The sequence below is a fragment of the Pseudoxanthomonas sp. LjRoot206 genome, assembly GCF_056175725.1.
In genome coordinates this window covers 652,599-666,293 of the sequence record NZ_JBGFFI010000003.1, presented here as the reverse complement: position 1 = coordinate 666,293, position 13,695 = coordinate 652,599, and the positions used below count along the sequence as shown (strand labels likewise).

The following is a 13,695-nucleotide window of genomic DNA, read 5'->3' as shown; positions in this document are numbered from 1 at the left end:
TTTCTTTGCGCGATCCGATCGGGCACGATGCCCCGGGTGCGCCGTTCCCGCCTGGTAGCCTGCGAGAGCCGATGAGCCAGCACGTCCTGTTGAACAACGTCGAGCACCGGACGCTGCGCGTGCGCGCCGGCCACGGTGCCGCGCTCGGCGATGCGGTCATGCGCGCGCTGACCTTTCCCGCAGAGTTCCGCGATGTGCAGGCGCACTACCCGATCGTGTTCGCCCGCGACGGCGACGGCCGCTTCGTGCCGCTGGCCCTGCTGGGCCTGCAGGAGGGGGAGAACCTGTTCCTCGACGACACGCGCTGGGATGCGACCTACGTGCCGCTGTCGGTCAGGCGGCAACCGTTCCTCGTGGGCGTGTCGGGCGAGGATCGCCTGCTCCACGTCGATCTGGAGCATCCGCGCGTCCGCCTCGGTGGCGGTGAAGCCCTGTTCCACGAGCATGGCGTCGCCACCGAATACCTGGAGCGCGTGAAGTCCGTGCTGCTGGCGCTGCACGACGGCGTCGTCGCCACGCCGGCGTTCATCGATGCGTTGCTGCAGCATGAGCTGCTGGAATCGTTCGTGCTGGACGTGAAGCTGGACGACGGGTCGCACAACCGGCTGGCCGGCTTCCATACGATCGACGAAGCGCGGCTGCAGGCGTTGCCCGGCGATGCGCTGGCGCAGCTGGCACGCGAAGGCCATCTGCTGCCCGTCTACATGGTGCTGGCGTCGATGTCGCGCTTCCGCGACCTGATCGAACGGACCAACCGACGCCGTGCTGCCCGCGCCTGAGCCCATCGTCGAGCTGCGGGCAGTCGATCCCGCCGTACTGCCGGAATCGGTGTCGTCGGGATCCGCGCCGGTCGTGCTGCGCGGGCTGGCGGGAACCTGGCCGGCGGTACAGGCCGCGCGTGCGTCGGCTCAGGAAGCGATGGCCTACCTCAAGCGCTTCGACCACGGCAGCATGCGTGTCGTCGCCACGGTCGCACCGCCCGAGGCGGGCGGTCGCGTCTTCTACAACGAAGACCTGAGCGGCTTCAATTTCCGCCGCGAGGACGTGCCGCTGGCGGTCGCGCTGGATACGCTGCGGAAATACCTCGACGCCGCCGCACCGCCGTCGATCTACGTGGCATCGACGACGCTGGATACGTTCCTGCCGGGCTTCCGCGACGAAAACCCCATGGACCTGGGCGGGCGCGATCCGCTCGCCAGCATCTGGATCGGCAACCGCAGCCGGATCGCGGCGCACCAGGACGTGCCGGACAACCTCGCCTGCGTGGTCGCCGGGCGCCGCCGCGTGACGCTGTTCCCGCCGGACCAGCTGGACAACCTCTATGTCGGCCCGCTCGACCACACGCCCGCCGGGCAGGCGGTGAGCCTGGTCGATTTCTCCGCACCGGATCTCGAGCGCTACCCGCGCTTTGCCGAAGCGCTGCGGCATGCGCGCAGCGCGGTGTTGGAGCCGGGCGATGCCGTGTTCATTCCCAGCATGTGGTGGCACCACATGGAAGGGCTGGAGACGTTCAACGTGCTGGTGAACTACTGGTGGCGCCGTTCGCCGGCATGGATGGATACGCCGATGAACGCGCTGATGCTGGCGATCATCAGCCTGCGCGAGCTGCCGCCGCACGAACGCGCCATCTGGAAGGACGTGTTCGATCATTACGTATTCGGCTACGACGAAGCCGTCGACGCCGCCCATATCCCGGAATCCGCGCGGCGCCTGCTGGCGTCCCTCGACGAAGACCGTGTCCGCCACCTGCGAGCGCTGCTGGTGCAGCGCCTGAACCGATAGAGCCCATCGCATGCATACGCCCGATCCCGTCGCCACGCCCCGTCCCGTCAAGCGCGTCGTCATCGCCGGTGGCGGCACCGCAGGCTGGATGGCCGCCGCCGCGCTGTCGAAGACGCTGGGCAAGGTGCTCGACATCACCCTGGTTGAATCGGAGGAGATCGGAACGGTCGGCGTCGGCGAAGCGACGATCCCGACGCTGGTCGTCTTCCACCGGCTGCTCGACATCAAGGAGCAGGACTTCATGGCGGCGGTGCAGGGCACTGTGAAGCTGGGCATCTCGTTCGAGAACTGGAAGGACGTCGACCACCGCTACATCCATTCGTTCGGCATCAGCGGCAAGGACCACTGGTCGGCCGGCTTCCAGCATTTCTGGCTGCGCGGCCGCGCCGAAGGCCTGGCCAGCGAGTACAGCGACTACTGCATCGAACTGCAGGCGGCATTGCAGGACCGCTTTTCGCACCTGCCGCGCTACCACGTGAACTACGCCTACCACATGGATGCGGCGTTGTACGCGCGTTTCCTGCGCGACTTCAGCGAGCGCCATGGCTGCAAGCGCGTGGAAGGCAAGATCGTCGACGTGGCCACCGATGCCGAGGGCTGCATTTCCTCGATCAAGCTGGAACGCGGCGAGGTGATCGAAGGCGACCTGTTCATCGACTGCACCGGCTTCCGCGCGCTGCTGATCGGCAAGGCGCTGGGGGTCGGCTATACCGACTGGTCGCAGTGGTTGTTCAACGACAGCGCACTGGCGACGCAGACCACCGCCGTGCGCGATGCCGTGCCGTATACGCGCGCCATCGCCGGGACCGCCGGCTGGCAATGGCGCATCCCGCTGCAGCACCGGGTCGGCAACGGCATCGTGTACTCCAGCCGCCACATGAGCGACGACGAGGCGCGCGAGCAGTTCCTCACCAGCGTCGAGGGCAAGGTCATCAAGCAGCCGTGGCCGATCCGCTTCAAGCCCGGCCAGCGCCAGCAGTGCTGGGCGAAGAACTGCGTGGCGCTGGGCCTGGCCGGCAGCTTCATCGAGCCGCTGGAGTCGACCACCATCCACCTGATCCAGCGCGGCATCGTGCGCCTGCTGCAGACGTTCCCGCATACGATCACCCAGCCGGCGATCGACGAGTACAACGCGCGGCTGGACGAGGAACTCCAGCATGTCCGCGACTTCGTGGTGATGCACTACTGCGTCAGCGACCGTCGTGATTCGCCGTACTGGCGCGAGATCGCGGAGATGGAGATCCCCTCCACGCTGCGCCACCGCATCGAGCTGTTCCGCGAGACCGGCACGGTCTTCCACGTGCCCGGCGAGCTGTTCGGCGAGAACTCCTGGATCCAGGTACTGATGGGGCAGGGCATCGTGCCGAAGCGCTACCACCCGACGGCGGACGTGATGTCGCCGGCCGACCTGCAGCGCTTCCTCGACGACATCCGCCGCAACGTCCTGGACACGGCGCGGCAGATGCCGGCGCACATGGACTACCTGCGCAGCTACTGCCCCGCGCCGAAGCCCTGATCCGCATCGTCGCCGGCATGGCCTATGCTGGCGGCATGGATGACGCGAGGCTCGAGGATTTCGTGGCGGCGCACCCGCGCCTGTTCGTGCTGACCGGCGCGGGATGCAGCACGGCGTCCGGCATTCCCGACTACCGCGACGAGCAGGGGGCGTGGAAACGCACGCCGCCGGTGACATACCAGGCCTTCGTCGGCGATACCGTGGTGCGGCAGCGCTACTGGGCGCGCAGCCTGCTGGGCTGGCCGCGCATCGCGGACGCCAGGCCGAACGCGGCGCACCGCGCACTGGCGGCGCTCGAATCGCAGGGCCGCTGCGAACTGCTGCTGACCCAGAACGTCGATGGATTGCACCAGGCGGCGGGCAGCCGGTCGGTGATCGATCTGCATGGCCGCCTCGATGCCGTGGTCTGCCTGGCATGCGGTGCGTCGTCCGCGCGTGCCCGGTTGCAGGTGCGCCTGGCGCAGGCCAATCCCGGGTGGGTCGATCTGCAGGCGGGTGCCGCGCCCGATGGCGACGCCGATCTGGAAGGCAGTGACTTCGGTACGTTCCAGGTGCCGGCATGCGAGGCCTGCGGCGGCATGCTCAAGCCCGACGTGGTGTTCTTCGGCGAGAACGTGCCGCGCGCCCGCGTCGAGACGGCGATGGCGCATCTGGCACGCGCCGATGCCATGCTGGTGGTCGGTTCGTCGCTGATGGTCTATTCGGGGCTGCGCTTCGTGCATGCCGCCGTGCGCCAGGGACGGCCGGTGGCCGCGGTCAGCCTGGGCCGCACGCGTGCCGACGACGTGCTGGCGTTCCGGGTAGCAGCACCGTGCGCAGACGCGCTCGGCTTCTTGCGGGAGGACGCCGGGCGCCCCGCGTCTACCCGACCGGCGGCTGCAGGTTGACCCAGCGTTCCAGCGAGTGCGGCGACAGCGGGCGCGATACGTAATAGCCCTGCAGCAGGTCGCAGTTGAGCGAGGCCAGCACCGCCCGCTGCGCGGCGTTCTCCACGCCTTCGGCCACCACCTTCAGCGACAGGCTTTCGCCGATGCGCAGGATGGAGGTCGTCAGCGCCCGCGCGGACTCGCTGTGTTCCAGGTCACGGACGAAACTCATGTCCAGCTTGAGCTCGCTGATCGGCAGCCGGTGCAGATGGCTCAGGCTCGAGTAGCCGGTGCCGAAATCGTCGATCGACAGGCTCACGCCCATCCGGTGGATCGCATCGATATTCGCCAGCACTTCCGGCTTCTCCGCCAGCATGACGCTTTCGGTCACTTCGACCATCAGTTCGTCGGGCGACAGGCCGCACTTGCCCAGCACGTTGCCGATGAAGGTGGGCAGGTCCTGCTGTTCGAAGTTGATCGCCGACAGGTTGACCGACACGCGCGGCACCGGCACGCCACGGCGGCGCCAGTCGGCCATCTGCGTGCAGGCTTCCTCCAGCGTCCAGCGGCCCAGTTCGTCGATCAGGCCGCATTCCTCGGCCATCGGCACGAAGGTGGCCGGCGAGATCTCGCCGATCTCGGGGTGGCGCCAGCGCAGCAGCGCCTCGACGCCATGCAGGCGTGCGTCGTCTTCCAGCGCGACCTGGGGCTGGTAGTGCAGCCGCAACTGGCCGCTGCGCACGGCCTCGCGGAGCGCGTTCTCCAGCGCCAGGCGCTCCTGCATGGCCTGGTTCATCTCCAGGCTGTAGAACACGATGCGCCCGCCGCCTTCCGACTTGGCGCGGTACATGGCGATGTCGGCATGGCGCACCAGCGAGTCGACGTCCCAGCCGTCGGCAGGGAACATCGCCACGCCCACGCTGGCCTGCGGCGTCATCATCATGCGACCGGCGTTGACCGGCTCCGACAGCCGCGCCATCAGGCGGTCGGCGAGATTGGCGGCTTCCTCCGCCGTGCGGTCGGGGATCGCCAGCACGAACTCGTCGCCCGCCAGCCGTGCCACCACGTCGCCGTCGCGCAGCTCGCTGCCGAGCCGCTTGGCGAGTTCGCGCAGCAGCGTGTCGCCGGCCGTGTGGCCCTGGGTGTCGTTGACGATTTTGAAGCGGTCGATGTCGACGAACAGCAGCGCCGCGTGGCTGTCGCGGCGCGCGGCGCCCAGCAGCATCTGCTCGACCTTGCTGTTGAACAGCGCACGGTTGGGCAGGCCGGTGAGCGTGTCGAAGAACGACAGCTGGTGCATGCGGGCGCGGGCGCGCTCACGCTCCATCGCCAGCGCACACAGGTGCAGGCAGACGTCGACCACGCGCAGGTGGAATTCGTCGGGCGCACGGTTTTCCCAGTAGTAGAGCGCGAACGTGCCGAGCACGCGACCGTCGTTGCCCTTGACCGGGCTCGACCAGCAGGCGCGGATGCCGAGCGCGAGGAACGGGGCGTTGTGCGACTGCCAGCGCGGGTCGCGTTCGATGTCGCGGCACTCGACCGGCTGGCCGCTCCACGCAGCCGAACCGCAGGCACCGACCATCGGCCCGGCCAGTTCGCCATCGATCAGGGAGGCGATGTGGTCGGACAGGCTGGGAGCCGCCAGCGGACGCAGGCGGCCGTAGTCGTCCACGCCGATCACCGACGCCACCGCTTCCGGCATGACCTTCTCGACTTCGCGGCAGATCAGCGTCAGCACCTCCTGCAGCGGCTGCTCGCGGACGATCGCGCTCAGCACCTTGCGGTGCATCTCTTCATGCAGCTTGCTATGGGTGATGTCGGTGTAGACGCCGAGCAGGTAACGGACGTTGCGGTCGGGATCGAAGACCGGGTTCACCACCGCCGAAATCCACAGCGGCACACCGTTCTTGGCGTACACCAGCAGTTCGGTGCGGTAGCCCTGCTGGGTGTGCAGCTGCCCGCGCACCCATTCGACGGTTTCCGGGTCGGTGTGCGGGCCGGCGAGGAAATCGCTCGGACGGTTTCCGAGCGCGTCCTCCAGCGTGTAACCGAACATGCGGGTGAAGCCCTGGTTGATCCAGGTGATGCGAGCAGTGTCGTCGCAGACGACGACCGCGTTGTCGCTGTGGTCGATGACCCACGACACGTCGGGTTCGCCATCGGCGATGGACGACGTCAGGGCGATGGCAGTGGGCCTCACGGTCGGTTCTTCCCCAAAGAACGGTTGCCGCCAGATGGACCGGGTTCGCCACGGCATTCCCTGCTAAGCCGCCCCCGATGCGGGCCCGCGCGACGATGGCGAGTCCCTGCAATCGACGCACTTTACCTGAAGTTTTCCGCCAGGCGCGTGGGCGACCCGCTTGCAACCGATTCCAGGTTCCCGCTCGGCGTCGTGCGTGGCGACAGGGCGTTCACCCGCGTCGTCCGGAAGGGCGGCGAATCAGGAGGCACCCGACGGGGCTGCACCTACACGGTGCAGGACGATGGCTGACGCATCGCCGTCATGAACACCGCCTAGGCTTGCCGCCCGCAAGACAGGGGTGCTCATGAAAACGATGTGGATGTGGATGGGGGCCGGGATCGCGCTGTGCATGAGCGCATGCGGCGAGTCGCCGCCGGCGGCGGTCGATGGGCACGCCGGAGCGCCGTCCGTGGACGGGATGGAAGCAGGCGCCGTCACCGCGCCGGCGACGCCCTTCGTGCGCGCCACGGCCGCATTGGCCGACAACCGGATGCTGTCGCCGGCCGGCGACAACGCGGTGGAACACTATATCGCCGCACGCACGGAAGCGTCGGAACAGGTGCGCGCGCAGGCGGCGCTGGCCGAACTGCAGCCCTACGTGCTGATCGCCGCGGAGCAGGCCATCGCGCGCGGCGATGCGGCAGAAGCGGCTCGACTGCAGGGCCTGATCGAACGCATCGACGCGCAGGCGCCCGCACTGCCGCGCTTGCGCACGGCGGTGGCGACTCTGCTGCGCGAGCAGGTGATCCAGGCCGCCGCTGCGGTCGACGCGCCGCCGGCTCCGGTGGCGGCCACCGCACCGACACGCACGACGGCGTCCCCGACGATCACGCCCGCCGCCACGACGGCCGCGACGGTCCCCTCCGAGCCGGCGCCCGCGGCCGTGTCGCCGCCGGCGCCCACCGTCCTGGCGCAGGAGCAACCGGCACCGTCCGCGGTGCCGGCGGCGGTTCCCCGTACCGTGCAGGCCGCGCGCGCCCCCCGGCTGCTGCAGGACGCGCAGCCGCGCTATCCGCTGCCGGCGCTGCGCGCGCGCATCGAAGGACAGGCGGAAGTGGCTTTCATCATCCAGCCCGACGGCAGCGTGCGCGATGTGCGCCTGCTGTCGTCGACCCCGGCGGGCATGTTCGATGCGTCGGCCCTCGCGGTGGCGCAGCGCTGGCGCTTCGAGGCCACCGGGCAGGCGCATGCGTCGAGCCGCACGGTGCGGTTCCGCCTGCCGGCCGAGGAGTCGCGCGGCGGTTGAGTGGTGTCCGTACGCGTCTGCGGCGAGAATGGCGGCATGACGACTTCTTCCGCTTCCTCCGTCCTCGATACCGTCGAACAGGAAACCGGCCCGGCACCGCAGTGGTCCGTGCTGTGGCTGCACGGGCTGGGTGCCGATGGCCATGACTTCGCGCCGCTCGTGCCCGAACTGGTTCGGCCGGGCTGGCCTGCGCTGCGCTTCGTGTTCCCGCACGCGCCCGTGCGTGCGGTGACCATCAACAACGGCGTGCGCATGCGCGCGTGGTACGACATCGTGGGCATGGATTTCCCCACCCGTGCCGACAGCGCCGGCATCGAGGAATCCATCGTCCAGGTGGAGGCACTGATCGCGCGCGAGCAGGCGCGCGGCATCGCCCCGGAGCGCCTGCTGCTGGCCGGGTTCTCGCAGGGCGGCGCGATCACCCTGGCCGCGGGCCTGCGCCGGCAGGTGCCGCTGGCGGGGCTCATCGCACTGTCGACCTACCTGCCCGGCGCCTCGCAGGCGGCCCGCCATGTGGTCCAGGCGGCGACCGCGCAGCCGGTCTTCATGGCGCACGGCAGCGGCGACCCGGTGATCCCGATCGTCCATGCCGAGCAGAGTGCACGCGTGCTGGGCGAGCTGGGTTTCGGCGTGGAATGGCACCGCTATCCGATGGCCCACCAGGTGTGTGCGGAGGAAATCCGTGACCTGGGTGACTGGATGGCGCAGCGATTTGCGTTGTAATCCCCACGGACCCCCAGGTGGATGACGACCGGCGTCGCCATGGGTAACCTAGGTTGCGGGGGATCACGCCAACGTTCAGCGAGGACGCCATTGCCGTGAAAGTGGTCATTGCCGACGACGAGTCCCTCGCCCGTGAGCGCCTGCGCGCGCTGCTCGCGGAGCATCCCGGCATCGACGTGGTCGCCGAGGCCGAGAACGGCCTCGATGCGCTGCAGGCCTGTTCGCAGCACCGTCCCGACATGGTGCTGCTCGACATCGCCATGCCCGGCGTGGATGGGCTGGAGGCTGCGCGCCATCTGGCCGCGTTCGATCCGCGTCCGGCGGTGGTGTTCTGCACGGCCTACGACGAACATGCACTGTCCGCCTTCGAGGCGGCCGCCATCGACTACCTGATGAAGCCGATCCGCCCGGAGCGGCTGGCGGCCGCGCTGGAGCGCGCGCGCACCTTCATCGCCGGGCGCGAGACGCATCCGCCGGCGACGTCGAGCAGCCAGCCGCGCACGCATCTGTGCGCGCGCCTGCGCGGCAGCCTGCGCCTGATCCCGGTGGACGAAGTCCACTATCTGCAGGCCGAGGAGAAGTACGTGGTGGTCCACCACGCGCGCGGCGAAGACCTGATCGAGGAGTCGCTCAGGTCGCTGGAGGAGGAGTTCGGCAACCGCTTCGTGCGCATCCACCGCAACTGCCTGGTGGCGCGGCACGAGCTGGTCGAAATCAAGCGGGTCGGCGATGGCCAAGTGCAGGCCATCCTGCGCCACGGCAAGGTGCCGCTGGAAGTCAGCCGTCGCTGCGTGGCCGGGCTGCGCGAGACGGTCAAGGCGCTCTGATCACCGCTCACGCGGTGCCATGCGGGATAATGCCCGCATGACCACGCTGCGCATCGCCACCCGCAAGAGCCCGCTCGCCCTCTGGCAGAGCGAACATGTCGCCGACCGCCTGCGTGCCGTCCATCCCGGGCTGGCCGTCGCACTGGTGCCGATGAGTACCCGTGGCGACGAAGTGCTGGACCGTTCGCTGGCGGCGATCGGCGGCAAGGGCCTGTTCCTGAAGGAACTGGAGCTGGCGATGCTGCGAGGCGAGGCCGATTGCGCCGTGCATTCGCTGAAGGACGTGCCGATGGAACTGGAGGGCCCGTTCGCGCTGCCCGCCATCCTGGAGCGCGCCGATCCCGCCGATGCGTTCGTGTCCAACCGCTACGACGATGTCGCCGCGCTGCCGCAGGGCGCGCGCGTGGGCACGTCCTCGCTGCGCCGGCAGGCGCAGTTGCGGGCGCTGCGGCCCGACCTGCAGTTGCTCGACCTGCGCGGCAACGTCAACACCCGCCTGGCCAAGCTCGATGCGGGCGACTACGACGCCATCGTCCTCGCCTGTGCCGGCCTGCAGCGGCTCGGCTTCGCTGCGCGCATCCGCGCACGGCTGGATGCGCCGGACTGGTTGCCGGCCCCGGCGCAGGGCGCGGTCGCGGTCGAGTGCCGCGCCGAGGATCCGGACATGCATGCGCTGTTCGCCGCGCTGGACGATGCCGCCACCCGCGCCTGCGTGGAGGCGGAGCGGGCGATGAACCGCTCGCTGCACGGCAGCTGCCACGTGCCGGTGGCGGCCTTCGCGCAGCACGACGGCGACGATCTGGTGCTGTCGGGACTGGTGGGGTCGGCGGCGGACGGGCAGGTGCTGCGTGCCGGGGCACGCGGGCCGGTTGCGGATCCCGATGGCCTCGGCCGCCGCGTCGCCGCGCAATTGCTGGAGCAGGGCGCGGGCGCGTTCCTCGCCTGAGCGCGCCGATCGCGCTTACTTGAAGCGGTAGACCACGTTCATCGTGGTCAGCGTGTCGGTCTTCTTGATGTCGGGGGCAACGTCGCTGTTGTGGCGCGCCTGCCAGCCGGCCTTCAACGCCAGGTGCGAGTTCATCGTGACCGACACGCCCAGGTCGTTCTGCGCGAAGGTGTTGTACTCGCCCGATTCCACCAGCAGCTTGTTGACGATCTCGGTGTTCTCGCTCAGCGCATAGCGCATGTCGATCAGCCCACGGCCGATGAAGCTGGCCTCGTCCCGGCCATCGAGGGTGTCGTAGGCGCGGCGGAAGCCGGGCCCCACCTGCAGGTCGAGATGCGCGCGCTCGTTCTCGATCACCCGGTTGCCGTAGCTCAGGCTGACCGACTGCTGCCGGCTGTAGGTGCCGAAGTCGTCTTCCTCGTGGCGCACCGACGTGTTGAGCGTGCCGCGGTCGTCCATCAGGTAGGCGCTGTTGGCGGTCACCGTGTAGCGGTTGGCTGTGGTGCGGCGGTCGCGCACGATGCTGCCGTCGTCCAGCTTGCGGTTGTATTCGGAGCGGGAATGCAGTCCGAACAGGCTGGCGCTGTGACGCCAGGCACCGCCGTCGGTATAGGTGAGATCGAGCCGCCCGTTGAAGCTTTCGTTATTGGTGTTGCCGCTTGCCGCGGCGAAACCCAGCTCGCCACCGCCGGTCAGTTTCGGTGCCGGAGGGGTGGGCGGCGGGGGAGCGGGGGGCGTTTCCGGCACCGGACGCACGGCCATCGCCACCACCGGAACCACCAGACTGTCCTGCTTGCCCAAGCCCTTGCTCGTCGTGGGCGCATCGGTCTTGTCGTTGCGCGGCAGCAGGATATCGGTGGCCTGTGCCTGGATCGCGCCGCCTGCCGACAGGGCGAGGGCGAGCAGGGAAAGGGGCGTCCGGCGGAGCATGGCGTGTCTCGGGGAGAGGGGTGTAATCGGTTACATGGTAGGCGGCGACGGTAGACGTCACAACCCAAGTGATTGTTCCGATTCAGGTTTGCGACATGCATTGTCGCCACGGGGGATGGCTGGACAAGGATCGCCGTCACATCCGGGGCGTCATCGAGGCACGACTTAAGCCCGTGCCCGGCGATGCGGTCCCGGGGCCACCACGGCCGTTGCCGCAGACCGTCCGCAGGGCATTCCGCTGTCGGGATCCTGGCTAGGGGCTTGCGAGTGTGAGGCGAAGCGCGAAGCGCATGGAGGGGCGGAAGCGACAACGCCTTGGGTCCGTGCGTTGAGGGTGCCGCGGCGGCGAGGACACGCCGTGGCACCAGGCACCGCACGGGCCCAAGACGCCGTCGGCGCATCTTCTCCCCGTATTCCTTCCAACGCGGAGCGGACGGCGAAAACGGCCACCCGTCGGTGATAATCCGATGCACGCCCCCTGCCGTGCCGCCCATGGACAAGATCGAACGCATCACCGCCCTGCACCGCATCCTGAAAGCGGCGCGCTACCCGGTCACGGTGAAGCGCCTGCAGGAAGAATTGGGCTGCTCGCGCGCCACGGTCTATCGCGACCTGGCCTATCTGCGCGATGCGCTGATGGCCCCGATCGAGGGCGATGGCGAGGCGGGCTTCCGCTACCACGCCGCCGAAAGCGACCGTTTCGAACTGCCGGGCCTGTGGCTGAGTTCGGAAGAACTGTATGCGCTGCTCGCCGCGCAGCAACTGCTGGTGCGCACCGGCGGCGGCGTGCTGTCGGGCGCACTGGCGCCGTTGCAGAAGCGCATCGAGGGCCTGCTGGCCGATCATGCAGGCGTGGACCAGTGGCCGGTCGACCGCGTGCGGGTGATCCCGCACCGCGGCCGCAAGCTGGACGAAGCCAGCTTCCGCACCGTCGCCTCGGCCGTGCTGGAGCGCAAGCAACTGCAATTCGAATACCGTGCGCGCTCCACCGACGAGCGCACCCGGCGCACGGTGTCGCCGCAGCGCATCACCCATTACCGCGACAACTGGTACCTGGATGCCTGGGACCACGAGCGCAATGCGCTGCGCAGTTTTGCCGTCGATCGCGTGGGCAATGCGCGGTTGGGTGAAGAGCCGGCGCGCGATCTGCCCAACGAAGAACTGAACCAGCACCTGGCGTCGAGCTACGGCATCTTCTCGGGCGAACCGAAGGGCTGGGCGACGATCCTCTTCAGCGCCAAGGCCGCGCGCTGGGTCGCCGACGAGCAATGGCACTCCAAGCAGCAGGGGCGCCATCTGTCGGACGGCCGCTACGAGCTGAAGATCCCCTACAGCGTCTCGCGCGAACTGCTGATGGACATCCTGCACTACGGCGCCGATGCCGAGATCGTCGAGCCTGCCGTGCTGCGTGAGCAGGCGAAGGCGCTGCTGGAACTGGCGCTGTCGAACTACGAGAAGAAGTGACGTCCAGGCGTCCGTAGATACCGTGGGAGCGACGTCAGTCGCGAGGCTTGCAGGGAATCGCGACTGACGTCGCTCCCACAGGCTTCCTTCCAGTGAATTCGCGCCTCACAACCCTTTCGGTTCACCGAACCCGGGCTTGCCCACCTGCTCCCGCACCTGTGGTACGCGGACCAGCTGGCGGGCGTTGATGCCGTGGTCGCGGGCGCGCCTCACCAGGTCCTGGTACTGGGCATCTTCCATCACGGTGTCACGGGCGAGGATCCAGCCCATGTCGCGACCGGGGTAGTCGACCAGCGCCCACGAATAGTCCGGGGAGACTTCGACGATGCGCCACTTCGCCGGCACCACGCCGACGAACCACAGCGTCCACTCGCGATTGCCGGAACCGCTCTTGACCGAGGCGCGCGCCTCGCGCTGCGCTTCCGGCGCGGCGAAGCCCTCGCGGTAGTGGTAGCTGACACCGACCTTGTCGGTATCGCGCAGCGCGTATTCGTAGCGCGCGGCGACATGCCCACGCTCGGCGAAGTAGGGGATATGCGCGATGACATGCCAGGTGCCCATCACGCGTGGCAGGTCGATGGCATCCGGCGGATCCTGCGACGCGCCGCGGCTGGCACAGCCGGCCAGCAGGCACAGGAACAGCGCCAACAGGGCGAGGCGGGGCAGGCGGCAGGACAGCGACACGGGCATGCGGAACTCCTTACTTCCCTGTCATACGGACATGGTCGCCATCAGGGTGCGAGGGAGATGTTAACCGGTGATGTCGCAGTCCATGAGATGCGCGTGCGCGAATGTGACGTCGTACTGACATCACAGAGGAGTCCGCCATGTCCACGTTGTCGCTCCCGCGTCCGCATGCCGCCCGCCAGGACCGTCCCGATGCCCACCTCGATCTCGTGCTGCGCCGTTTGGTGCTGATCGGCGTCGCGGTGGTGGTACTGGTACCGCTGGCGCGCGCCAGCAGCGACTGGCTGGGCTGGTTGCCGCTCTGGCTGGTTGGCATGCCGGCCGCGGCGTGGTGGGCGCTGCACCACTTCCGGCTGCCGGCCGGCGCCCGCCTGATTGGCACGTTTCGACGCCGGCGCGGCCCGCAGGCGCGGCGGGTCCGGGCGGCCTGACCTTCGGCAGGGGGTGGCCTCCGGGCCTTGTGCTA

Annotated in this window: 13 protein-coding genes; 10 read left to right on the top strand and 3 right to left on the bottom strand. The window is 68.9% G+C overall.

Annotated elements, in window-relative coordinates; translation table 11 throughout:
* Positions 1–71 precede the first annotated feature (71 nt).
* The 4 genes from AC04MD_RS12315 to AC04MD_RS12300 are packed head-to-tail and all read left to right on the top strand — an operon-like array spanning position 72 to position 4,185.
* Positions 72–779, top strand: coding sequence for a SapC family protein (locus AC04MD_RS12315; RefSeq protein WP_475497542.1), 708 nt, complete (start codon positions 72–74; stop codon positions 777–779).
* On the top strand, positions 766–1,782 hold the full coding sequence (locus AC04MD_RS12310; RefSeq protein ID WP_475497706.1) for a cupin-like domain-containing protein: 1,017 nt from the start codon (positions 766–768) through the stop codon (positions 1,780–1,782). Before AC04MD_RS12315 ends, AC04MD_RS12310 begins: the two co-directional genes overlap by 14 nt.
* A gap of 10 nt (positions 1,783–1,792) precedes the next feature.
* A complete protein-coding gene (locus AC04MD_RS12305) occupies positions 1,793–3,298 on the top strand; it encodes a tryptophan halogenase family protein (RefSeq protein WP_475497541.1) in 1,506 nt (501 codons plus the stop codon).
* 35 nt (positions 3,299–3,333) lie between these two features.
* A complete protein-coding gene (locus AC04MD_RS12300) occupies positions 3,334–4,185 on the top strand; it encodes an NAD-dependent protein deacetylase (RefSeq protein ID WP_475497540.1) in 852 nt (283 codons plus the stop codon).
* Here the strand turns inward: AC04MD_RS12300 and AC04MD_RS12295 are convergent.
* The gene (locus AC04MD_RS12295) at positions 4,160–6,364 is read right to left on the bottom strand and encodes a sensor domain-containing protein (RefSeq protein WP_475497539.1); all 2,205 of its coding nucleotides are present in this window, start codon (positions 6,362–6,364) and stop codon (positions 4,160–4,162) included. The genes AC04MD_RS12300 and AC04MD_RS12295 overlap by 26 nt on opposite strands.
* A gap of 346 nt (positions 6,365–6,710) precedes the next feature.
* Here AC04MD_RS12295 and AC04MD_RS12290 point away from each other — a divergent pair, with 346 nt between their 5' ends.
* The 4 genes from AC04MD_RS12290 (at position 6,711) to hemC (ending at position 10,148) form a co-directional block, all read left to right on the top strand.
* On the top strand, positions 6,711–7,652 hold the full coding sequence (locus AC04MD_RS12290) for a TonB family protein (protein ID WP_475497538.1): 942 nt from the start codon (positions 6,711–6,713) through the stop codon (positions 7,650–7,652).
* A gap of 36 nt (positions 7,653–7,688) precedes the next feature.
* Positions 7,689–8,375: an alpha/beta hydrolase gene (locus AC04MD_RS12285; protein WP_475497537.1), complete on the top strand. Its 687-nt coding sequence runs from the start codon at positions 7,689–7,691 to the stop codon at positions 8,373–8,375.
* Between the two features lie 95 nt (positions 8,376–8,470).
* A complete protein-coding gene (locus AC04MD_RS12280) occupies positions 8,471–9,202 on the top strand; it encodes a LytR/AlgR family response regulator transcription factor (protein ID WP_475497536.1) in 732 nt (243 codons plus the stop codon).
* A 37-nt stretch (positions 9,203–9,239) separates the two neighbouring features.
* Positions 9,240–10,148: a hydroxymethylbilane synthase gene (gene hemC, locus AC04MD_RS12275; RefSeq protein WP_475497535.1), complete on the top strand. Its 909-nt coding sequence runs from the start codon at positions 9,240–9,242 to the stop codon at positions 10,146–10,148.
* 15 nt (positions 10,149–10,163) lie between these two features.
* Here the strand turns inward: hemC and AC04MD_RS12270 are convergent, their stop codons facing one another.
* The gene (locus AC04MD_RS12270) at positions 10,164–10,910 is read right to left on the bottom strand and encodes a DUF481 domain-containing protein (RefSeq protein WP_475497705.1); all 747 of its coding nucleotides are present in this window, start codon (positions 10,908–10,910) and stop codon (positions 10,164–10,166) included.
* A 660-nt stretch (positions 10,911–11,570) separates the two neighbouring features.
* Here AC04MD_RS12270 and AC04MD_RS12265 point away from each other — a divergent pair.
* The gene (locus tag AC04MD_RS12265; RefSeq protein WP_475497534.1) at positions 11,571–12,542 is read left to right on the top strand and encodes a helix-turn-helix transcriptional regulator; all 972 of its coding nucleotides are present in this window, start codon (positions 11,571–11,573) and stop codon (positions 12,540–12,542) included.
* A 105-nt stretch (positions 12,543–12,647) separates the two neighbouring features.
* Here AC04MD_RS12265 and AC04MD_RS12260 read toward each other — a convergent pair whose 3' ends face one another.
* A complete protein-coding gene (locus AC04MD_RS12260) occupies positions 12,648–13,232 on the bottom strand; it encodes a lipocalin family protein (protein WP_475497533.1) in 585 nt (194 codons plus the stop codon).
* Between the two features lie 137 nt (positions 13,233–13,369).
* On the opposite strand from AC04MD_RS12260, the gene AC04MD_RS12255 reads away from it, so the two are divergent.
* Positions 13,370–13,660: a hypothetical protein gene (locus tag AC04MD_RS12255; RefSeq protein ID WP_475497532.1), complete on the top strand. Its 291-nt coding sequence runs from the start codon at positions 13,370–13,372 to the stop codon at positions 13,658–13,660.
* Positions 13,661–13,695 lie beyond the last annotated feature (35 nt).

What these genes read in the sequence shown, in the direction of transcription:
- AC04MD_RS12300 (WP_475497540.1), top strand. Translation starts at nt 3,334, where the DNA reads ATGGATGACGCGAGGCTCGAGGATTTCGTGGCGGCGCACCCGCGCCTG.
- AC04MD_RS12290 (WP_475497538.1), top strand. Translation starts at nt 6,711, where the DNA reads ATGAAAACGATGTGGATGTGGATGGGGGCCGGGATCGCGCTGTGCATG.
- AC04MD_RS12270 (WP_475497705.1), bottom strand. Translation starts at nt 10,910, where the DNA reads ATGGCCGTGCGTCCGGTGCCGGAAACGCCCCCCGCTCCCCCGCCGCCC.
- AC04MD_RS12255 (WP_475497532.1), top strand. Translation starts at nt 13,370, where the DNA reads ATGTCCACGTTGTCGCTCCCGCGTCCGCATGCCGCCCGCCAGGACCGT.
- AC04MD_RS12305 (WP_475497541.1), top strand. Translation starts at nt 1,793, where the DNA reads ATGCATACGCCCGATCCCGTCGCCACGCCCCGTCCCGTCAAGCGCGTC.
- AC04MD_RS12260 (WP_475497533.1), bottom strand. Translation starts at nt 13,232, where the DNA reads ATGCCCGTGTCGCTGTCCTGCCGCCTGCCCCGCCTCGCCCTGTTGGCG.
- hemC (WP_475497535.1), top strand. Translation starts at nt 9,240, where the DNA reads ATGACCACGCTGCGCATCGCCACCCGCAAGAGCCCGCTCGCCCTCTGG.
- AC04MD_RS12285 (WP_475497537.1), top strand. Translation starts at nt 7,689, where the DNA reads ATGACGACTTCTTCCGCTTCCTCCGTCCTCGATACCGTCGAACAGGAA.
- AC04MD_RS12265 (WP_475497534.1), top strand. Translation starts at nt 11,571, where the DNA reads ATGGACAAGATCGAACGCATCACCGCCCTGCACCGCATCCTGAAAGCG.
- AC04MD_RS12315 (WP_475497542.1), top strand. Translation starts at nt 72, where the DNA reads ATGAGCCAGCACGTCCTGTTGAACAACGTCGAGCACCGGACGCTGCGC.